The sequence below is a fragment of the Lysinibacillus sp. RS11 genome, from assembly GCF_042019215.1.
Classification (GTDB): Bacteria; Bacillota; Bacilli; order Bacillales_A; family Planococcaceae; genus Lysinibacillus; species Lysinibacillus xylanilyticus_A.
The window spans coordinates 4,752,938-4,774,474 of sequence record NZ_CP168124.1; the positions used below are offsets into that span (position 1 = coordinate 4,752,938).

Annotated in this window: 24 protein-coding genes and 1 tRNA gene; 7 read left to right on the plus strand and 18 right to left on the minus strand. The window is 37.2% G+C overall.

The genetic code is table 11. The features are described from left to right. The first annotated feature begins 88 nt into the window (after positions 1 to 88). Both rluF and AB9L17_RS24560 read left to right on the plus strand, forming a co-directional pair. Positions 89 to 790: a 23S rRNA pseudouridine(2604) synthase RluF gene (rluF, locus tag AB9L17_RS24555; RefSeq protein WP_068985725.1), complete on the plus strand. Its 702-nt coding sequence runs from the start codon at positions 89 to 91 to the stop codon at positions 788 to 790. A gap of 22 nt (positions 791 to 812) precedes the next feature. Then, on the plus strand, positions 813 to 1,532 hold the full coding sequence (locus AB9L17_RS24560) for a DUF6904 family protein (RefSeq protein WP_068985726.1): 720 nt from the start codon (positions 813 to 815) through the stop codon (positions 1,530 to 1,532). A gap of 44 nt (positions 1,533 to 1,576) precedes the next feature. Here the strand turns inward: AB9L17_RS24560 and AB9L17_RS24565 are convergent, their stop codons facing one another. Beyond that, positions 1,577 to 2,074, minus strand: coding sequence for a cupin domain-containing protein (locus tag AB9L17_RS24565; RefSeq protein WP_068985727.1), 498 nt, complete (start codon positions 2,072 to 2,074; stop codon positions 1,577 to 1,579). Between the two features lie 106 nt (positions 2,075 to 2,180). Between AB9L17_RS24565 and AB9L17_RS24570 the strand changes: the two genes are divergently transcribed. After that, a complete protein-coding gene (locus tag AB9L17_RS24570; protein WP_375199903.1) occupies positions 2,181 to 2,468 on the plus strand; it encodes a hypothetical protein in 288 nt (95 codons plus the stop codon). Here AB9L17_RS24570 and AB9L17_RS24575 read toward each other — a convergent pair. From AB9L17_RS24575 to AB9L17_RS24600, 6 genes are all read right to left on the minus strand, one after another. Continuing rightward, positions 2,463 to 3,170 (minus strand): ABC transporter ATP-binding protein, encoded by a 708-nt coding sequence (locus AB9L17_RS24575; RefSeq protein WP_068985728.1) that lies wholly within the window; start codon positions 3,168 to 3,170, stop codon positions 2,463 to 2,465. The genes AB9L17_RS24570 and AB9L17_RS24575 overlap by 6 nt on opposite strands. Continuing rightward, positions 3,170 to 3,949, minus strand: coding sequence for an ABC transporter ATP-binding protein (locus tag AB9L17_RS24580; protein WP_068985729.1), 780 nt, complete (start codon positions 3,947 to 3,949; stop codon positions 3,170 to 3,172). Before AB9L17_RS24580 ends, AB9L17_RS24575 begins: the two co-directional genes overlap by 1 nt. Beyond that, on the minus strand, positions 3,949 to 4,884 hold the full coding sequence (locus AB9L17_RS24585) for a branched-chain amino acid ABC transporter permease (RefSeq protein ID WP_068985730.1): 936 nt from the start codon (positions 4,882 to 4,884) through the stop codon (positions 3,949 to 3,951). Before AB9L17_RS24585 ends, AB9L17_RS24580 begins: the two co-directional genes overlap by 1 nt. Positions 4,885 to 4,896: 12 nt before the next feature. Further along, a complete protein-coding gene (locus AB9L17_RS24590) occupies positions 4,897 to 5,772 on the minus strand; it encodes a branched-chain amino acid ABC transporter permease (protein ID WP_068985731.1) in 876 nt (291 codons plus the stop codon). 156 nt (positions 5,773 to 5,928) lie between these two features. Continuing rightward, positions 5,929 to 7,149, minus strand: coding sequence for an ABC transporter substrate-binding protein (locus AB9L17_RS24595; RefSeq protein ID WP_223553742.1), 1,221 nt, complete (start codon positions 7,147 to 7,149; stop codon positions 5,929 to 5,931). A 403-nt stretch (positions 7,150 to 7,552) separates the two neighbouring features. Then, positions 7,553 to 8,155, minus strand: a complete 603-nt coding sequence (locus AB9L17_RS24600) for an SAM-dependent methyltransferase (RefSeq protein ID WP_068985733.1) — start codon at positions 8,153 to 8,155, stop codon at positions 7,553 to 7,555. Positions 8,156 to 8,395: 240 nt separating this feature from the next. On the opposite strand from AB9L17_RS24600, the gene AB9L17_RS24605 reads away from it, so the two are divergent. Then, entirely contained in the window at positions 8,396 to 8,731 is a 336-nt protein-coding gene (locus AB9L17_RS24605) for a heme oxygenase (protein ID WP_068985734.1), read from the plus strand. Positions 8,732 to 8,836: 105 nt separating this feature from the next. Here AB9L17_RS24605 and AB9L17_RS24610 read toward each other — a convergent pair whose 3' ends face one another. Next, positions 8,837 to 9,850: a YeiH family protein gene (locus tag AB9L17_RS24610; protein ID WP_375200833.1), complete on the minus strand. Its 1,014-nt coding sequence runs from the start codon at positions 9,848 to 9,850 to the stop codon at positions 8,837 to 8,839. Between the two features lie 113 nt (positions 9,851 to 9,963). Here AB9L17_RS24610 and AB9L17_RS24615 point away from each other — a divergent pair, with 113 nt between their 5' ends. After that, positions 9,964 to 10,845 carry a LysR family transcriptional regulator gene (locus tag AB9L17_RS24615; protein ID WP_068985736.1) on the plus strand — a complete coding sequence of 294 codons (882 nt, stop codon included), beginning with the start codon at positions 9,964 to 9,966 and terminating at the stop codon, positions 10,843 to 10,845. A gap of 42 nt (positions 10,846 to 10,887) precedes the next feature. Here the strand turns inward: AB9L17_RS24615 and AB9L17_RS24620 are convergent, their stop codons facing one another. Continuing rightward, positions 10,888 to 11,082, minus strand: coding sequence for a hypothetical protein (locus AB9L17_RS24620; protein WP_375199904.1), 195 nt, complete (start codon positions 11,080 to 11,082; stop codon positions 10,888 to 10,890). Positions 11,083 to 11,626: 544 nt separating this feature from the next. Beyond that, positions 11,627 to 12,547, minus strand: a complete 921-nt coding sequence (locus AB9L17_RS24625; RefSeq protein WP_068985738.1) for a LysR family transcriptional regulator — start codon at positions 12,545 to 12,547, stop codon at positions 11,627 to 11,629. A gap of 130 nt (positions 12,548 to 12,677) precedes the next feature. On the opposite strand from AB9L17_RS24625, the gene AB9L17_RS24630 reads away from it, so the two are divergent. Further along, on the plus strand, positions 12,678 to 13,868 hold the full coding sequence (locus AB9L17_RS24630; RefSeq protein ID WP_068985739.1) for a coenzyme F420-0:L-glutamate ligase: 1,191 nt from the start codon (positions 12,678 to 12,680) through the stop codon (positions 13,866 to 13,868). A gap of 163 nt (positions 13,869 to 14,031) precedes the next feature. Here AB9L17_RS24630 and AB9L17_RS24635 read toward each other — a convergent pair. The 8 genes from AB9L17_RS24635 to AB9L17_RS24670 form a co-directional block, all read right to left on the minus strand. Further along, a tRNA-OTHER gene (locus AB9L17_RS24635) sits at positions 14,032 to 14,096 on the minus strand. A gap of 89 nt (positions 14,097 to 14,185) precedes the next feature. Continuing rightward, positions 14,186 to 14,821, minus strand: a complete 636-nt coding sequence (locus tag AB9L17_RS24640; RefSeq protein WP_068985740.1) for an RNA ligase family protein — start codon at positions 14,819 to 14,821, stop codon at positions 14,186 to 14,188. A gap of 23 nt (positions 14,822 to 14,844) precedes the next feature. Continuing rightward, positions 14,845 to 15,801 (minus strand): AAA family ATPase, encoded by a 957-nt coding sequence (locus AB9L17_RS24645; protein WP_068985741.1) that lies wholly within the window; start codon positions 15,799 to 15,801, stop codon positions 14,845 to 14,847. Positions 15,802 to 16,060: 259 nt separating this feature from the next. Then, entirely contained in the window at positions 16,061 to 16,816 is a 756-nt protein-coding gene (locus AB9L17_RS24650; RefSeq protein WP_068985742.1) for an amino acid ABC transporter ATP-binding protein, read from the minus strand. Between the two features lie 13 nt (positions 16,817 to 16,829). Further along, entirely contained in the window at positions 16,830 to 17,531 is a 702-nt protein-coding gene (locus AB9L17_RS24655; protein ID WP_068985743.1) for an amino acid ABC transporter permease, read from the minus strand. Between the two features lie 12 nt (positions 17,532 to 17,543). After that, positions 17,544 to 18,251, minus strand: coding sequence for an amino acid ABC transporter permease (locus AB9L17_RS24660; protein ID WP_068985744.1), 708 nt, complete (start codon positions 18,249 to 18,251; stop codon positions 17,544 to 17,546). 128 nt (positions 18,252 to 18,379) lie between these two features. Continuing rightward, positions 18,380 to 19,249, minus strand: a complete 870-nt coding sequence (locus tag AB9L17_RS24665; RefSeq protein WP_068985745.1) for a transporter substrate-binding domain-containing protein — start codon at positions 19,247 to 19,249, stop codon at positions 18,380 to 18,382. 3 nt (positions 19,250 to 19,252) lie between these two features. Further along, entirely contained in the window at positions 19,253 to 20,449 is a 1,197-nt protein-coding gene (locus AB9L17_RS24670; protein WP_223553735.1) for an acyl-CoA dehydrogenase family protein, read from the minus strand. Between the two features lie 277 nt (positions 20,450 to 20,726). On the opposite strand from AB9L17_RS24670, the gene AB9L17_RS24675 reads away from it, so the two are divergent. Next, entirely contained in the window at positions 20,727 to 21,473 is a 747-nt protein-coding gene (locus AB9L17_RS24675; protein WP_068985747.1) for a hypothetical protein, read from the plus strand. The last annotated feature ends 64 nt before the right edge of the window (positions 21,474 to 21,537 follow it).

Consider the following 21,537-nt stretch of genomic DNA (forward strand, 5'->3'; position numbering starts at 1 on the left):
TTTATTTTTACTAGAAAAGCCTCTAGGATTCACGGTGTGATCAACGATAATGTATACTTAAAATAATATAAATGTATAGGAGAACAGTATGCGAATTAATAAATATTTGAGTGAAACAGGCATCGTATCTCGTCGCGGCGCAGATAAATGGATAGCAGAAGGTAAAGTAACGATTAATGGTGAACTTGCTACAGTTGGCAGTCAAGTTGAGGCTGGTGATATGGTTTGCGTTGATGGAAAAGAGGTAAAAAAAGAAGAACAGCTCGTATATATTGCCTTGAACAAACCAGTAGGAATTACAAGTACAACTGAACGTCATATAAAAGGAAATGTTGTTGATTTTGTCAATCACCCTCTACGTATTTTTCATATTGGACGACTCGACAAAGAATCCGAGGGGCTATTATTACTGACAAATGACGGTGATATAGTCAATAAAATTTTACGTGCGGAAAACCATCACGAAAAAGAGTATATCGTACAAGTTGATAAACCTATTACGGAGCAATTTATTAGAAAAATGGGAGCTGGTGTAGATATTTTAGATACTACAACTTTACCTTGTTATGTTGAAAAAATATCTGATAAAGTCTTTAAAATTATTTTAGAACAGGGCTTAAATCGTCAAATACGTCGTATGTGTTCGGCACTTGGCTACTCTGTAAAACGTCTACAACGTATTCGTATTATGAATATTAAGCTTGGAAATTTAAAGGTTGGTCAGTGGCGCGATTTAACAGAAAAAGAACGAACAGAACTATTCAGACTACTTAAATACACACCAAAATAAAGCAATTTAAGGGGATGAGACTATGCTGTCAATTCAAAGTACTGCGCAGTTAACAGGGGCACGAGTTAGTGGGGATTTTTGGGATTTAGATGAGCTGATTAATGCCATTTACAAAATAACTGGGGATGAAAATAAGTATTATGATTATCAAGGCGCACGCTTTCGCATCCTTAGTGTCTGCTATAATCTACGCCAAGCTACCAGGGGAGAGCATCAGCTTGAATTTGTCAGTAATGGACTTAATAAAAGTGTACTGACACAGCATGGACTAATTTTTCCAAACAAAAATGTTTATTTCGCAACAGAGGTTCTATGGCCAGAGCTGATTTTTACTGCTATCGCATTAAATGATTTCATTCGACTACATCAGGAGCTAATTGATTCCTCTGATTGGAATATGGACATTGCTGCAGTTCGTAAATTCCAATCAGCAGTTGCTGAATGTCTAGAGCAGGAGCTTAAAGAGGAAGAATATTTAGTATTTATAAGAATGCTGCATACTAAAAGTCCGTTAACATTCCGTTATGCGACACAATATGTTGATATATTGAATCTAGAGTATATTCAACTAGATTTGGAGGCACGTAAAGCTCGTTTAGCGTCATTTGCTCTCCGATTAATGTTAGAAGATGATGAGTATGTAGCGCTAAAATCACAGCTCATGAAAGCTGCGATTACTACTAAAAAAGCGTTGCATGAAATTGAAATTACAGCTAAATATCCTGAAACTATTTTGTGGTAAATAGGAAGCGCCGTCTCAACTAATTTTGAGACGGCGCTGTTCTTCTATTGAATCTTCTTGTAAGCCATTTTTAGAATAACTTCCTCGTGTTGCGGATAGTCAGCTAAAAGCTCCTCTTGTGTAAACAATTCAAAGTCCTCAAAATCAAAACCTGGTGCAACCATACAGCCTACCAAACTAAAAGTATCTGCATCCTCTACGGACGAGCCAAATATAGTGTTTTTTGGTACTGCTATTTGCGGTACTTCTCCTGCTTCAACATTTAATCCAAGCTTCTTGGCCTCATATGTACCATCCGGAAAAATCATATGGACTGTTAACGGACTGCCAGCATGATAATACCAAAGCTCGTCTGATTTCAAACGATGTAAATGCGATATATCCTGGGAACGTAGTAAGAAATAAATGCTCGTATAAATTGGCCTCTGCACATCACTTACAGCCATATCCTCAGATGCCCGAAACGAGGATATATAATAACCTCCTTCTGGATGTTCTGCTAAATTTAATTTTTCAATAAAATATTGTGCTGAGTAATTCATAAACTTCACTCCTTTCTTTCACATTACCAAATGCTATTGCTTCATTTGATCATTCTACGTCGTTTTGACTGTTCTATCCATCACTCTGGACTTTCTTTTCGTCGTTTTGATAGCTCTATCCGTTGCTCTAGCCTTTCTTTCCGTCGCTTTGATTGTTCTATCCGTCGCTCTAGCCTTTCTTTCCGTCGTTTTGATTGCTCTATCCGTCGCTCTAGCCTTTCTTTCCGTCGCTTTGATTGTTCTATCCGTCGCTCTAGCCTTTCTTTCCGTCGCTTTGATCTTTCTACGTCGCCCCGGCCTTTCTATCCGTCACCTTGACTCTATCCGTCTGCTCACTCTCTTCGCTCATACAAAAAAGACGTCCCAGAAACCAAGACGCCTTCTCCCTCTATAAACCACCTAAATAAGCTGCCTTTACTTGTTCACTCTCTTGAAGCTCTTTTGCTGTACCTGATAATACAATACGTCCTGTTTCAAGTACATACGCACGATTTGCTACTGATAAAGCCATATTCGCATTTTGCTCAACCAGCAACACGGTTGTACCCTCTTTATTTACTTGCTCAATAATATTAAAAATATTTTTTACCATAAGTGGTGCAAGCCCCATTGAAGGTTCATCCATCAATAACAATTTCGGTTTTGCCATTAATGCCCGCCCCATCGCCAGCATTTGTTGCTCACCACCAGATAATGTACCTGATTGCTGTTTACGACGCTCTAAAAGACGGGGAAATAGTTCAAACACATGGTCCATATCTTTTTTAATGCCAGCTTTATCGTTACGCAAATATGCCCCAAGCTCTAAGTTCTCTTCAACTGACATATTGGCAAAAACACGACGCCCTTCTGGAACATGTGAAATACCTGATTTTACAATTGTCTGTGCAGCCTTTCCTGCGATGGAGAACCCCTCATATTCTATGATGCCGCCCTTTGGTTTTAATAAACCTGATAATGTTTTTAATAATGTACTTTTACCAGCACCGTTTGCACCGATTAACGTTACAATTTCACCCTCATTTACTTCTAAAGAGAGGCCCTTTAATGCTTGAATGTTTCCGTAAAATACATCTATATTTTGTACTTTTAGCATTAGCTGATAACCTCCTCGCCAAGGTAAGCTTCAATTACCTTTGGATTGTTGCGTATTTCTTCTGGTGTTCCATCAGCGATTAATTGACCGTGATCGAGCACATAAATGCGTTCACAAATCCCCATTACTAAGCTCATATCATGCTCAATTAGAAGAATGGTTAAGCCAAACTCTTTTCGAATAAACGCTATTAATTCCATTAAATCTTGCGTCTCCTGCGGGTTCATCCCCGCTGCTGGCTCATCTAATAATAGCAGCTTAGGTTTCGCTGCTAGGGCACGAGCAATTTCTAGACGGCGCTGCATCCCATAAGGTAAATTTTTCGCAAGCTCATCCTTATAACCATCTAAGCCAAAGATTTTTAGGAACTCAATAGATTGATTCTCCATTTCTGCCTCACCTTTAAAATGATTCGGCAAACGGAAAATAGAAGACCACATGGAATGCTTGGCAAGCGAATGGTTCGCTACTTTAACATTATCTAGAACAGAGAGCTCTTTAAATAAACGAATATTTTGGAACGTACGGCTAATACCTTTTTGTGTTACTTGATATGGTGCAAGCCCGTTCAACTTTATACTGTCAAATCTAATCGTGCCTTCAGTTGGCTTATACACTCCGGTAAGCATGTTAAAGCTAGTTGTTTTACCAGCACCATTTGGCCCTATCAGACCTACTAGTTCTCCTTGGTTTAGGTACATATTAACGCCCTGTACCGCCTTTAAACCACCGAATTGAATGCCCATGTTTTCAACATTGATAAGAAGGTTTCCAGTCATTATTTTGTACCTCCTTTTTTACCAAACTTAAATAAATCCGTCACTTCTTTTGTTCCCATCAAACCTGTTGGACGGTACAGCATTACGACTATTAATACTAAACTGTAAATAATCATACGTGTTTCTGGGAAGTTTGCTAGATATGCCGAGACTACTGTTAAGAAAATCGCAGCGATGACCGATCCTGAAAGACTTCCTAAGCCACCAAGAACGACATAAATTAAAATATCAAATGATTTTAAGAAACCGAAAGTTGTCGGTTGAATAATGTAAAAGTTATGTGCAAAGATGGCCCCTGCAAGACCAGCAAAGAAAGAACCAATCGCGAACGCTACAACTTTATAATAGGTTGTATTAATGCCCATTGCATCAGCCGCAATTTCATCCTCACGAATCGATATACATGCACGACCGTGGCGAGAATTTGTAAAGTTAGAGATTACTAGAATTGTTAAAACCACACCTACGAATGCATAAGTCCAGTTTGATAAATATTTAACTTGCATTCCCGCTGCGCCACCAACATAATCCGTATTTAAAAAGACAATACGAATAATCTCCGCAAATCCAAGTGTTGCAATCGCTAAATAGTCACCCTTCAAACGTAATGTTGGAATACCTACGATTAAACCGGCAACCGCTGCTGCAAGCGCCCCTAAGAAAATGGCTAAAGGGAAAGGAAGCATTAATTTAGTTGTAATAATCGCAGAAATATACGCTCCTACCGCTAGGAAACCAGCATGCCCAATGGAGAACTGACCAGTAATCCCAATAACGATGTGCAAGCTGACCGCAAGCATAATGTTAATACACATTGTAATTAGCATATTTTGATAGTAAATATCAAGAACACCTGAAGAAATAAGTACTTGTACTATCGCATAGATGACCAACGCTAATACGGCATAGCCCCAAAAAACTTTAGACTTTTTCATAATACCGCTCACCTACACTTTCTCACGGGCGTTTTTACCAAAGATACCCGATGGTCTGAAGATTAAGATTAAGATTAAAATAACGAATGCCGCTGCATCGCGCCATAAAGAAAAACCAAGTGCACTTACTAATGATTCCACAACACCTAATAACATACCGCCAACCATGGCACCAGGAATAATACCAATACCACCTAGTACTGCAGCGATGAACGCTTTAACCCCTGGAATAACCCCCATTAATGGATCGATTTTCGTATAGTAAATGCCAAAGATAACACCTGCTGCGCCAGCTAGAGCAGAACCAATTGCAAATGTTGCTGAAATTGTATTATCTACGTTAATCCCCATTAAACGCGCTGCATCGGCATCATGAGAAACCGCGCGCATAGCTTTTCCGATCTTTGTTTTATGAACGATGAATTGTAAAAGAATCATCAGTACAATTGCTACAGTTAAAATTAAAATAGATGTACTACTAATTTGAACCCCGAAAACATCAAAAGATTTATTTTTAATGACTTCAGGATATGCGGCTGGTTGCGCACCTCTGAAGAAAATAGTCGTGTATTCGATTAATAGCGATACACCGATTGCTGTAATTAAAGCTGCAATACGTGTTGCATTTCGTAAACGCTTATAAGCAATACGTTCAATTAAAACACCAAAGATTGCACAAACTGCCATCGCCAATAATAGTGCCGGGAAGAAGCCAAGCTCCCATTTAGCAATTGCATAAAAGCCAATAAATGACCCAATCATGAAGACATCACCGTGGGCAAAGTTAATCAGCTTAATAATGCCGTATACCATCGTATACCCTAACGCTATTAACGCGTAGATACTACCGAGTGAAATACCATTCACAAGCTGTTGTATCCATTCCATGAGCGTTCACTCCTTTTATTTTTTGAAAAATACAAAAATTTAACTTACTTCTACATGTTATTATCGAATGTAGAATTACTTGTGTCCTCTAAAAAAAATTTTTATAAAATACAAAAAGGAAGACGTGTTTACCCGCCTCCCCTTGCCTAGAAAACATTAAGGATTAACTTTAGAGTTGAACACTTGTTTACCGTCTTTAAATTCAAGAACTGTTGCTGTTTTAATTGGGTTATGATCTTTGTCAACTGAGAAAGTACCTGTTACTAAAGAAAGATCTTTAGTGTCAGCTAATGCTTTTTGAATTGCTTCCCCATCCGTAGAGCCTGCACGCTTAATAGCATCTGCAATGTAGTAAATTGTGTCATAGCCAAGTGCATTGAATGCATCAGGTGCTTTGTCTTTGTTCGCTGCTTTAAATGCCTTTACAAAGTCTTGAATTTTTTGATCTGGGTCTTCTGCAGAGTAATGGTTTGTAATATATGTGTTATTTAACGCATCTGCACCAGCTAGCTCTACTAATGTTGGTGAATCCCAACCATCAGCTCCCATCAGTGGTACATCGATACCCATTTCACGTGCTTGTTTAACAATTAAACCAACCTCTTCATAGTATCCTGGGATAAAGATAAAGTCTGGTTTAGCTGCTTTAATAGTTGTTAATTGTGTACGGAAGTCCGCATCCTTAGCTACATACGCTTCTTCTTCTACAACTTTCCCACCATTTTTAGTAATCGTTTCTTTAAATGATTTTGCTAAACCTTTTGCATAGTCGGATGCATTGTCCGCAAAAATAGCTACGTTTTTAGCTTTCAATTCACCAGAAGCGAAGTTCGCTGCCACAATCCCTTGGAATGGATCAATGAAACAAGTACGGAATGCGTATTCATTAACGCTGCCATCATCATTTACTGTAATGTTAGGAGCTGTACCAGAACCAGTAACGATTGGAATTTTATTGTCGTTCGCAATTTGCACAGTTGCAACTGTATTACCAGAAGTTGCTGGGGCTAGCATTGCTACTACTTTATCTTGTGTTGCTAGTTTAATAGCTGCTGTAGTTGCCTCTGAGTTTTCTGATTTATTATCTACTTTAATAAGCTCGATTTTCTTACCGTCGATACCGCCCTTATCATTAATTTCTTTAACTGCTAGCTCTGCGCCTAGAGCAATTGAAGAACCATAAGAGGCTACGTTACCAGAAAGCTCTAAATTTGCACCAATTTTAATCGTATCGCCGTCAGAGGAACCGCCTCCTGATGAAGATCCACCTCCTGAACTTGAGCTGTCTCCGTTTCCACAACCAGCAAGAACACCCGCAAGTAATGAAGAAGCAACTAGAAGTGAACCGAACTTTTTAAGCTTTTTGTTCTCTCTCATAATTTTATCCCCCTTTAAATTTCTCAAAAATTAGATATTTCTGATAATTATAAACAATCAGATCCATTTCCTCAATAACAAAAATGACCAAAACTATTATTTATAACTATACTAAAACTAATTTAGAATATTATTCATTTAAGCCTTTTACATTGTAAAGCATTCTTTATATTTAGTCTAGAGTGATTTTTCAGTATAATTAGTAATTTGTGAATTATCTATTAATTATTGGTGTTTATTTCTACTAAACTATCATTTACAATTATTTGAAATCTCAATTGAAGATGTCTTTTTTGCGAAAATTGCAAGATCTTTAATGATTTTTATTTCCGGGAAAATAAACAATGATTGCAACAAGAATTTCATAAATAGAAAAAAGCTTAGAGTCGGGTTTCCCACAGCTCTAAACTTTTTTCAATGCAAACACGCAGAGGCGTTCGTTAATATTTGTTTCATTCTCTAGATGAACCTCATGAATTAATTCAAAAGGTGTCCCGTGATGTAAAAACTGCAAATAATCATAAGGCGGATAGTATAAAATAATATGAATTTCACGCATATGCTGCTCATAAGACTTCCAAATATTGTGAATGACCGTGCGGAAAATATGAATAGAAAACGGATTGAAAAAAAAGAAAACCGTGTCGCGTGATTGAATAGCATAGTTCTCCGCTATTGAATGAATAAAGGAAATTGAAGCTTGAGCATTCTTCTTTTGAAGATAACCCTTTTTATTGTTCTCTGCCTCTGCATAAAAACCTGCATCCATTTCTATTCCAATTGTCGGGATATGAAATTTATGATGCACATAAATAGGTACTCTCCCTTTTCCACATCCCATATCGATAAACACTGGATTATCTGGCATTTCATACTGTGAAAATAATTGTTCTAATCCGACATATGGTGTTGGCTCATAGCGATGGTAATGAGCTAATTTAGGGAAACCATACTGTTCACCAACTGTATTAATATGCAATAACTTATCAAATTGATGTTCATTCATACTATTATACTCCTAAAAAGAATGCTTTATTTTAGCACGATAAAAGGCAAAAACCATACCAAAAAGGTTTGAAAATGGCTATTTTTTTAGCGACCTCTTCAATTATATTTACAATTTACACGACTCTTCTATTGACAATGTCTTCCTATGCCAATTATCATTGATTGCGAATGATAATCACTGATAACTCATTCGAATAGTAGATTTTTTCTAACTAGAAAATGATTAGGGGGGAAAAGCATGATTATTGTTACAAATCGTATTCAAGTTAAACCAGGCTTTGCTGCAAAAATGGCACCGAACTTTACAAAACCAGGACCACTACAGCAATTCGAAGGCTTCCATAAAGTAGAGGTGTTAGTTTCAACTGATGATCCGACTTATGACGAAATGAGCGTCAATATGTACTGGGAGTCTAAGGAACATTTCCAAGCTTGGCGTAATAGCGATGCATTCGCCGCTGCACATCAACGCCCAGAAGCAGGCTCTGAGGGAGCAAAACCTGAAAATAGCCCAATGATAGGTAGCAAAATAGTTATAGCTGAATTAGCTTCTTCCATTGAAGCATCACGCTAATTTTTAATTTGTATATGAAAAACTAAAAAAATCTAAAATATCTTCTGATTCTATCTAAAAAAATCCTGCATATTCGAATATGCAGGATTTTTTCGAAATATTTTATCACATAAAAATGACTAATACATACCCTATTATCGATAAACAAACCGAACCGATAAGTCCTGCAATAAATGCTTTTACACCTAATTGTTTAAAGGTTTTTATCTCTACATTTAAACCTAGGCCAGCCATCGACATCCCAATTAAAAGATACGAGATATTTACAAATGTTTGCGCTACATTGGCTGGTATAATCCCTAACGAATTAATCGCACTCATTGCTAAAAATCCGAGAATAAACCATGGAATGATTGACCATGAAAATCCTTCTTTTTCCTGCCCCTTCTCCATTCTCTGATAGAAAATACCGATGATAATGGCTACCGGTACAAGCAATGCGACACGTGTTAGCTTAACAATAACCGCCATATCAACTGCTTCATTTCCACCAGCAGAGGCTGCTGCAATAACATGGGCAATCTCATGTAGAGTGCCTCCTGCGAAAATACCATATTCAGTAGGCGTTAAGTTAAATACTGAGTATAACACTGTGTAGACTAATGTGAATATAGTCCCTAGTAATGCGACAATTGCCGCGCCCACTGCTGTTTCTTTTTCATTTGCTTTAATTTGAGGAGCAATAGCGACAACAGCGGCCGCTCCGCAAATAGCTGTTCCACAAGCTGTTAATATGCCCAACTTCTTCTCCACATGAAATACCTTCGTTAAGCCATATACAACCACTAAAGCAAATACCAAATCAATCAATGCAATGAGAAAGACACCCGCACCAGCATGATAAATATCCGCTAAATTTAAACGCATACCCAGTAAAATAATGCCTAATCGTAATAGCTTTTTACTTGAAAATGATATGCCTGCTTGCCATGAATCCTGTACCTTAAAGGCTGCTCTCCAAGCCATACCTAAAATAATTGCAATAACAAGCTGCCCCAGTATTGAGAAAAACGGAAATGTCGAAATATACTTTGCGACTAAGGCAATAATGAGTGTCAACAATATTCCCTTCAAAAACGCAGGGGTTAGGAAACTTTTTAACCTTTGCCCAATATCCATGTTGTTCACTTCTTTCATCCTTGATGATTATTACTTTATTAAAAAGTTAATCATTAGTAAAATACATATATATAATTGTAATTATTAATATTTCTAATAGTAGGGGTGATGGCATGCAATATGATGCTTTAAAAACATTCATTACACTAGTGGAGGTCAAAAATTTTACGAAAGCCTCCGAAATACTTCATATTTCACAGCCCAGTGTCAGTTTACACATAAAAAACTTAGAGCAGGACTTTCAAACGACGTTGTTTATCCGCTCTCCAAAGTCAGTACAAATTACACCAACTGGGGAAATTTTATATAAACGAGCGAAGCAAATGATGGCAATTGCAGAGGCAGCACGGGAAGATATTTTAGCCTTTCATCATGAAATTCAAGGTACGCTTGTTATTGGCTCTAGTTTTACAATTGGCGAATATATATTGCCACCTATTATAGCGAGTCTGCAACAGCAATTCCCTCAACTTGAGCTTCAAGTTATTATTGGCAATACGGAAGAAATCATTCAATATACAAAGTTGTTACAGGTCGATATTGGCCTTATTGAAGGACAGTCAAACGACAATGAGGTTATTATTAAACCGTTTATGCAGGATGAGCTATTTATTGTTAGTGCTAGCAATCACCCTCTTGTAAAGAAGTCGACTATTACGGTTGCGGACTTACAGCAGCAAAATTGGGTTGCACGTGAAGAAGGCTCTGGCACTCGTTATTATTTAGATCATTTATTTAGAACAAATGGGCTCCAAGTACGTTCACTTCTTACTATTAGTAGCAATCAAGGTGTGAAAGAGAGTGTTATACAGGGGCTTGGACTGTCCCTACTGTCTGCTAGTGTTATTGAGCGTGAACTAAAAAATGGCGATATAAAAATTTTGCCGCTTGAAGGACAGCATTTTATGCGAACATTCTCTTATTTGTACTCACCTACGATGAAAAATAAACGCAATGTTGACACCCTCATAGAAGCACTACTAAAAAGAGCTTAGCGGATTTTTTAGTCGCTAAGCTCCATGTTGTTGAAAAAATTATTATGTCAATGAAATTAAGGTGGCATATTCAATAAAGTATGGCTCTACGGCATAACGAGGGGTTGATTTCCGTTCCGACTGGGCGCTTTGTAGCTGCCGCTTTGCTTTCGCTACAGATAAAACATTTGCCGCTGATGCTTCGCTTTCGCGCAGAGCAGAGCTTCCTGGGGGCGTCCGATGAGCCGCTTGGGGCAACAGGATGTTTTTTGCGCGAAAGCGTAGTGCTAACGTAGCGGCAGCAGCAGGATGTTTTTTGCGCGAAAGCGTAGTGCTAACGTAGCGGCAGCAGCAGGATGTTTTTTGCGCGAAAGCGTAGTGCTAACGTAGCGGCAGCAGCAGGATGTTGGTCACAAAGGCGTTATCACAGGACGTGATGCTCTTAGCCTTCGTTCCTCTTTCGCTAATCCCCAAGGAGTCGCCCAGCCTCCACTCCAATCAACCATTTCGTATAATATGTATCTTCTGACAATATATTAAAACCAAATTTCAGCAAAATGGTGTTTTTTAGGAAAGTGTAGTGTTAACGTAACGGCAACAACAAATGTTTTTCTGCGCGAAAATGAAGTGTCAGCGGCAACAGATTTACAATCTCCTCACTGTTATACGTCTATTCCGTTCGATCATGGTGAGTAGCAACGGGCGCTCACTTGAAAAATGCATAAAATTTCTACACTATCGCTGATTGGAGTGGCAGGCTACTCAAGTGCTCCTGTCGCCTCACTTTCCTCGCAGAGCAAGCTCACTTTATAGTTCTTGGATTTAGACGTTTACGCTCCTGCTTGTGCTCAATAATTTCTACAAATTTCAACGCCGCTCGAGATAACGGTACACTTTTCAAATAACACATACCAATGCTTCGTGTTGGTATACTATCTGTTAATGTTAGCTCATATAGAAGCCCTCGTTGCAAATAATCTTTAGAAAACTCTTTCGTTACACACGCAATGCCTAAATTACTGCGTGCAAAGTCTAGCACAAGATCATGTGAACCGAGCTCAAACTCAGGTTCAATGTGGATTCCCCTCGTAAACAAATAATTTTCTACATACTTTCTTGAATTTGATTTTTTCTCTAGAAAAATAAGTGGAAACTTTAAAAGTTCTTCAAACCTTAAGCTGTTCGACGCTAATGTTTTATATTTTTCACCACATACAAAAATATCTTGAACCTCTGTGCATGCTGTTAACTGTAATGTCTGATCTTCTATCGGAAAATTACAAAGCCCTATATCAACCTCACCAGATTTAATAAAGTTACAAATTTCAGAAGTCGTTCCATTTAACATTTGTAATTTTATATTGGGATACATTGTATGAAACGCCTCTAGATAAGGCATTAAAAAGAAACGGGAAATGGTGTCCCCTACCCCAATTTTCAACTGACCTGTTGTTAAATTTTTAAATTCTAGTAACTTCTCCTCACCAGCATCTATAAGGCCTAATGCTGAATTCGTATATTCATATAGAAGGTTCCCCTCAGTCGTTAATGTTACCCCCTTCGGAGTACGGTTAAAGAGACGTGTACCGAGTTCCTTTTCTAATTGCATCATGGCTTGGCTAACGGCTGGTTGAGTCATATATAAATCTTTAGCAGCCCTTGAAAAGCTATTATTTTTAGCAACAACAGTAAAAACACGATATAAATCTAATTTCCCTACCATATAAGCACTCCTTATAGCTATTATACGAACTATTAATTTTACTTATATCACTAAAGGGGCGTATAGTAAAATCATATTGGTTATATTTATTTATTTAACATACATTTACCATTAATGAGGAGAGATTATTTTGGAACGTGTAGTTGGTACAGTAGTAAGAGGTCTTCGTGGTCCAATTATTAACGAAGGCGATAATATTGAACAAATCGTTGTTGATACAGTATTAAACGCAGCAAAGACAGAAGGCTATTCAATTGAGGACCGCGACATTGTAACAGTAACAGAATCTGTCGTAGCACGTGCACAAGGTAACTATGCATCGATCGATGACATCGCAGCGGACGTGGCTGCTAAATTCGGTGACGATACTGTAGGTGTTATTTTCCCAATTCTAAGCCGTAACCGTTTCGCTAACTGCTTACGTGGTATCGCTAAGGGCGTGAAGAAAGTTGTTCTTATGCTAAGCTATCCATCTGATGAGGTTGGTAACCACCTAGTTGATATTGATGAACTAGACGTAAAAGGTATTAACCCTTGGACAGATACTTTAACAGAAGTTGAATTCCGTGAACATTTCGGCTTTAAAAAACACACTTTTACAGGTGTAGATTATATTGAATACTACAAAGAATTAATCGAAGCTGAAGGCGCTACTTGTGAAGTTATCTTTTCAAACAACCCAAAAACTATTTTAGACTATACAAAGAGTGTATTAGCTTGTGATATTCATTCACGCTTGCGTACAAAACGTATTTTAATGGCAAATGGCGCTGAAAAAGTATACAGTCTTGATAATATTTTATCTGTAACTAATAACGGTTCTGGCTTCAATGCGGAATATGGTCTACTTGGTTCAAATAAAGCAACTGAAGATAGCATAAAATTATTCCCACACACTTGCCAACCAATTGTTGACGGCATTCAAGCAAAAATCAAAGAAGCTACTGGTAAAACAGTTGAAGTAATGATCTACGGCGATGGCGCGTTTAAAGATCCTGTAGGTAAAATTTGGGAGTTGGCTGACCCTGTTGTATCTCCTGCTTATACTGCCGGATTAGATGGCACACCAAACGAAGTAAAGCTGAAATATTTAGCAGATAACGATTTCGCAAATCTTCGTGGTGAAGAGTTAAAAGCGGCAATCTCTGAATATATTCAAAACAAAGATGAAGATTTAACTGGGCAAATGGCTGCTCAAGGTACAACACCTCGTCGCTTAACAGACTTAATTGGTTCACTATCTGACCTAACTTCTGGTTCAGGTGATAAAGGAACACCTATGATTTATATTCAAGGTTATTTCGATAACTATACTAAATAAAGCTATAAGAAAACGAACTCCCACTTCTGTTAGGGAGTTCGTTTTCTTATAGTGACATATTTTTATACTAGCAGGGTTTTTTACACGCACTGCCCCTATAATGTAGTGTCGAATTATTGTTAACTTTTATTTTTGTCATTCAATTTATTACGGTATTTTTTAGTGAGGATGACAGGAATCGAACCTGTAAATCCCTTAAGGGACATGCCACCCACTGCATACTTCCTCATAAACATTATGTATTTTGAACCCCATTAAGAATTACATTTTTCTCAGTCCTTTTGCTTTATAGTAGATTAAATCTTTTCAAGTAAAACTTATTTCAGGTGATTAGGAATCATTTCTTCATTTAACCAATGTTCACTTGTTCGAACATGATTCTGTCTAACATATTTCCCTAGGTTATATTGAAAATCATCATAATGAAAGGCAGCCGTATTTCTAATAACATACCCTTCCTGCTCACCCCCAAGAAGTGATTTCCCTGTAAAAGTCTTCTTTATTTTTTCTTCATCGAAAATGCCTCGATATAAAACAGGTACCGTTTCAATACCCAGTTCAGCTGCATAGTCGACTGTTTCATCCCAACTTAAACAAATATTTTTTTCATTCCACATACTAAATAAATAAAAGTAGCTCGTTAACTCATTATAGTAAATGGAATGTTTGGCAAAAACATTTTCACCACATAATCTCCAATCATCTGGAATCTGAAATGCAAATGTTGCATGAAACGTTTTTACCCAATGCCTAGATGGGTGATCTCCTGAATTTAAGCTTCTAGCATGCATATAGTTTCGATAAAGTGTTGTTCCTTCACCATCTAATTTTTCTGTTACAACAACCTCCTTCCCAATAAAATGATCCACATTTTTAGCAACCTTATCGTCATGTGTATACCCTCTACTCCACGGCAAATGAAAGCTTCTAGGGTATTTCTTTAAATTGGTCATAAACTCACTTCCTTTATTTACACCTATTTAGCAAATTGATCTGCTTCACGAAAGAAATAAAGTTTTGTTAATAAGTCACCATCTAATAAATGATAAATCTTACTTCCTCCCTTATCGCCCCCGTATTGAATTAACATATGAAATTGCACTAAATTAACAACCTTTAAAACAAATTCTTCTTCAAATCCTAGCTCTAATAAAAAATGACATACCATTTGGGCAGATACATTTTCATGTCCGTAATATCCATATCTTTGTTGTAATTCTTTATATTTTTTACAAAATGGTTTGCCTACATCATGAAATATAGCGGCTATTTGTAATGCTAGCTTGTCACTTTCCATATAGTATTCGTTCATATATTCATACACAAAATACGTATGCTGGCATAGTAAAAATTGATGGTATGGATTTTCTTGATTAAACCGATAAATCTCTTCAAATAGTTGGACTGATTTTAACGCCCGAAATAGCTCCTCATATGTGGGCTGGCTTTGGATTAGTGAAATAAATTGGTTTTTTGAGATTTCATATGGACTCGCTTCATGTACAATATGCACCTCATCAAATCCTTCTCCCATTATCGGAAACTCTAGGTTCTTCCTCATTTTATCCATTATCACTAACGGAACTTTCCTCTTTCTTTGTTGATTTCTTGTTACACACAATGCGTAAGGTGTATCAAAATAATAGCATACAACTTTCACATTACTAGACAATTTACCTAGTGCAAATATTCTACGTTCCCTCTCAATATTTGTCGCATCGACAATAACCGATTGACCTTTGGCTACACATTCATTCAAACGTTCATACAAAACACGGAACACTATTCGCGATTGCTGCCTTGTAGCGTCGCCGAATAACTCTTGACGTATAGCATCACTCGAAAGAATAAGTGCATTTTCGCTTTTTGCTAGACTCTTAACAAACGTGCTTTTGCCACTCCCTGGTAGCCCTACTGTAAATATCACCTTCATTTTTTCACCCCCTTTCAAGTGTCATGTATCGAGTTCTATCGTTGATCGCCAAAGAACAACCCAATCAACTTATACACATAATGTCATACCAAAATATTGGTGTCTATCCATAAAAAGCAACATTCTTCAAAAAGGGAAAATCTGGATAAAAATGACTGCACTGACTTTTCGGAACAGTTTTTTATTAAAAATTTGATTTTTTATCACAACTTCATAATATCAATATTTTACAAAAAAATGACTAGACTATATTTCTTTCTTAAATGTAGTACGTATAATCCTCTGGAATAACACGTTTTAAGAATTTCTTCGTGCGCTCCTCTTTCGGATTAACGAATATATCGTGAGGGCTTCCTTCCTCTACAACGACGCCACCGTCCATAAAAATCACTCGGTTTGCGACGTCTTTGGCAAAGCCCATTTCATGTGTGACAACAAGCATCGTTGTTCCTTCAGCCGCAATGTTTTTCATAACCTGAAGGACTTCCCCCACTAGCTCTGGGTCAAGTGCGGAAGTTGGTTCGTCAAATAAAATAATATCCGGATTTAACGCCACTGCTCGCGCAATACCAACTCGCTGTTGTTGACCACCAGACAATTGACTTGGATAGGAATCGTATTTTTCTGATAAACCTACTTTATCTAGCGCCTTTTTGCCAATTTCAATGGCCTCTGCCTTTGGAACTTTACGTCCTATAATTAGCCCTTCTGTCACATTTTCTAGCGCTGTTTTATTCGTAAAAAGATTATAGTTTTGGAATACAAAGGCTACACGTTGACGAATCGAATGTACGTCCTTCTTCTTCACATTTTGAAAATCCACTTGAATATCACCAAATGTCGCATGTCCTTGATCGGCTTTTTCTAAAAAGTTAATGCAACGTAATAATGTCGTTTTTCCTGAGCCGCTGGGACCTAAAATAACAACAACATCACCTTTATCAATAGCTAAATCGACACCCTTTAAAATTTCATTGTCACCAAATGATTTATGAATATTTTTAATCTCTAACATGCGCGTTCACCCCTTAGGCTTTTGCCACTTTGAATTTGCTTAAATATTTTTCATATCGTTTAAAAATGTATTCAACTGTACTACATAAAATTAAGTACACAATGAAAATATCAATATATGCTTCTACGTAATTGTAGCCAACATTTGCAGCTACCTTAGCCTTTAATGTAATTTCAGGTAAGGACATTGCATAGCCTAAAGATGTCGCTTTAATGAGGTTGACTGTAGCCGTACAAATATTTGGCATAGCCACTACTAAAGCTTGTGGAATAATAATACGGCGATAGGCTTGAAATGTTGATAAGCCAACAGCATGAGCAGCCTCTAGTTGGCCTTTTTCAATTGTACTTAAAGCAGAACGAAATACTTCTATTAAAATCGCAGTCGTACTAAAGGCGAAGACAATAAATGCATACCAAATTGGATTAATTTTATAAATATCATACGTAATATTATATTTTTCAAAAATAGCTTTAAGTAGCAGTGGGATACTACTATAAACAATAAAGATTTGAATGATGATAGGTGTACCTCGGACAAAGGAAACATAAATTTTTGCTATATGATGGATCACTGGGATTTTATTAATCCGTGTTAGTGCCAGTAAAAAACCAAGTGGCAGGGCAACGAGCAAAGCAACAACTGTCACAAGGAGTGCGATAGGTACACCTGATAATGCAACAAAAAATGTTTCAATTAAAAATTGATAATTCATGGTTACGCCTCCTTACGTCGTTTCTAATGTCTTTTTCCCCTTGCCAAAAAACTTTTCTAGCATAGCAAAGAACTTTTCTATAATAATCGACAGCACCCAGTAAACAATCGCTAAGGCAATATATATTTCTAATGCATGTGCATTAATATTACTTGCGATAATTAAATTTGCTTTTCCGACAATGTCAATTAAGCCGATTGTATAAGCAAGCGCGCCCTCTTGTAATAACGCGATCATTCCATTCCCAAAGTTCGGTAATGCGATAACGAGTGCCTGCGGGAAAATAATACGTCGATATGCCTGAAATGGTGTTAATCCTACACTAACCGCCGCTTCAAATTGCCCTTTATTAATAGCTAAATAGGCAGAACGAATAACCTCTGACATAATCGCTGCAAACTGCAAAGTAAATGTTACGACTACGAAAATGGCTGTTTCAATTGAATGGAGATTTATGCTGAAGTTTTCCGCTAATGCTGGAACACCATAATAGACGAGGAATAATAAGACAATCGATGGTGTACAACGCATAATCGTTGTATATAAGTTCGCTAATTTTTGTAATAATTTTATTGAACTTAACTTGGCAGCCGCTAAAAGTAAGCCAAAAATTGTGCCTAGTACAATGGAAGACCCTGCGACTAAGAAGGTAACTTTTAAAAACGGCAATAATACAGGAATTGAGTTCCAAATGTATGATGCATCAAAATACTTCTCCATTTCCTCACCAACTTTTATTAAATGTTTGGACTATAGCATAAGTTTTAATGCTCTGTATGAATAAAGACTGCTGAGTTTACTGACTCAACAGCCTTTTATTCAGTACCAACTGTAAAGAGAAATTATTATTAGCGATTCACAGTTTCTAACACTTCAAATAAATCTCGGCCGTAAAACTTAGTGCTTAATTCATTTGTTTTCTTCTGTTCTTTAATTTGAGTGATCGCTTTATCGTAAGCGTCTGCAAATTCCTGTTCCTTTTTATTGAACAATGGCCATGTTTTAATAACGGCAAATTCGTTGTACACTACTTCATCCTTTAAATTATGATATGGGCCATCTTCTGCTAAAACTTGTTGTTTAAATGGACCTTCAATCATGACACCACCATCGACACGTTTTTCATTTACCCATTGCACGACATCGACAGTGAATGCATCTCCAGCCTGTAATTTAACTTGATTGTCAGGGTTGGCCTTATTATATTCATCAATAATTGTGTATTGAGCATTATTCGCAGCAATTGGTGCTAATGAATAACCCTTTTTAGCAAAGTCGGCTAAAGTTTTCACACCTTCATCTTCTTTGCGTAAAACTAAACCTGCACTACTTAAGCCTAAAAATTCTTTAGGGAAAATAAATTTCTCTGTACGTTCCTGCGTAAAGAATGCGTTTTTTACACCTACTTGATATTTCCCTTGCTCTACACCAATCAGTAAATCGTCGCTCGTTGTCCCTACATATTCAAACTTATATTCAGGTAATAGTTCATCCACTAGCTTCATGACTTCCACATCGTAGCCTGTTGGATTTCCTTTATCATCCAGATAACTAATTGGCTTAGACGCCTGGTCAAATGCAACTTTCACTGTACGTACTTCCACGCCATCCTCCGAGTCTTTGTCTGAAGCCTCGCCTGAATTACAGCCTGCTAAAATAGCAAGTGAAGCCAATCCAATTGCGGCCAATTGAAAAATCTTTTTCTTTTGTTTAAACATCTATCATTTCCCCTTATTCTCTATGGTTTCGTCATTGATTTCATCCGATTTCTGCTGTTCAATTGCGGCATTTGCCAATTTAATAATGGTCATATCATCCATAGGTGGATTATGAAGCCCCGCACGAACATTTCGATAATAGCGCTGCAATGGATTTGTTAATTGTAAACTTTTCGCACCTACTATACGCATTGCCTTATCTACAATTTCAATCGCCAAATTGGTTACCGTATGCTTAGCAACTGCCATTTCATTTGTTATAAGCTCACGCCTAGCTGGGTCATCATAAGCCTCAGCTACTCCATATAGAACAAAGCGTGCCTGATGTAGCATCAATTCAATATCGCCTAGAAGTTGCTGTACATTTGGTAATGTACTAATTGGAGCATTCAAGCTATTTGGTTGATGATGATTGGCAAAATGCAGTGCATAATCACGAGCTGCCTGTGCAATACCTAAGTACGTTGCTGGGATATGTAGAATCCAACCATTTATCTTACCACCGCTTGGATGACCTGGTAATTCTACCAAATGGCTTACAGGGACAATTACATCCTTTAAAACTAGATCATGGCTACTAGTACCTCGCATAGCTGACATTTCCCAGTTTTCTTCGATTGAAAGCCCTTGAACATCTTTATGAATAAGGAAGAAGCCGATTTTATTTTTTTCCTCAATCCAAGCTGATGTTAAGAAATAATCTAGGACCGGAGAAGCCGTCGTAAAGATTTTACGTCCATTTAAGAGCCATCCTCCTTCTATAGAGACCGCGTTTGTTCCTGGTCGCCCTCCACGTGTTGGACTCCCAGTTGCCACTTCACTCACGGCTCTATTTATAATTGCGCCGTTGTTTATTTCTTGCGCAAAGAGATTGAGTAAATCATCTGTCCATAGCTTTTTCTCATATAGTTCACCTACAACACCTAATGTCCACCCTAGTGAGAGTGAGGCATTCTCATCATAGCTCGCTAACGTTTCTTGAACGAGCACCATATCATAGACAGATAAACCTTCACCACCATATTCTTTTGGCAAAGTTAGTTTTGGGTAACCGATTTGCAAAAGTAACTTATGTGCTTCGAATGGAAACCGAGATTGTTCGTCTACCTCTTTGGCCTCAGCCTTGATTGGCTCAGAAATAGATGCTAGCTGTTCAAGCCAGTACTGTTGTCGCTTTGTTTTAATAAATAAATCCTTCAAGAAAATCTCCTTCTTCCTAAATTGTATAAAACATATACACTTACTAAGAATTAATGTTGTAAAAAAATCTCTAACTACATTTTAGTAGCGAGATTATAATTCGTACTGAATTTTCTGATTCGTTGACACTTATGATACTTCCCACATTTGGAAATGTCAATGGGTTATTATAAGTTTTTTTATTGGTTTTATATGATATTTGTTGTTTATATTTCTACATTTTACTCACCAAGCCATATTTACAACATATGCTAAAACTAAAGAAAGAGGTGTATGTATGACCAATAATATGAATCCATCTTTAAATAATATTGCTATTTCACCTATGGCTCCTCAGATTATTCAGACGAAATTTGGAGATATTAATGGTGATGGCTATCTCGAAACAGTTCTTTTAATGGGAACTAAAACGCCGGATAGCCCATTGTGGCAAAACCTAACACTTGTTATTTTTTATGGAAATACACAACAATTTGAAAAAATAATGCTCAAACAAAACGTTGGCTATAATCCAACTATATTTTTAGGTGACTTTACCGGCAATCATCTAGATGATATTTTAGCTATTTCCGATACTGGTGGCAGTGGAGGTATTATCAACGGTGAAATATTCTCCTCAATAAACGGGAAAATACGTTCAATTTTTGATGCAGAATCATTTAATAATAAACTAAAGTACACGGTTAATTATCAAGATCAATACAAAGTAGCTGTCCGTAGTATGAATCCTAAAAAGCAATATATCATCGATTTACAATACAAGGGACCGGATTATTTAGCGGAAATTTATAATCAAAATGGTACCCTAAAGCAGCCCATTGAAGGATGGGTTGATCCAATCAGTGGATTGTATCCAGTGGACTTTGAGCGTGACGGAATATATGAGATTTTATCTTATCAAGCGATCGCAGGCAGATTTCATGCTGATCGATTAGGTTATGTCGAAAACATTCTAAAATGGAACGGTTATGAATTTACAATTGACAGCCAAACTGTGGGGATTTTCGGAGAAGACTTAAAATAGACTTACTACCCTTTATTGCGGGATAAATAACTACCACTTCTATAAGAATAAAAAGCAAGAATCT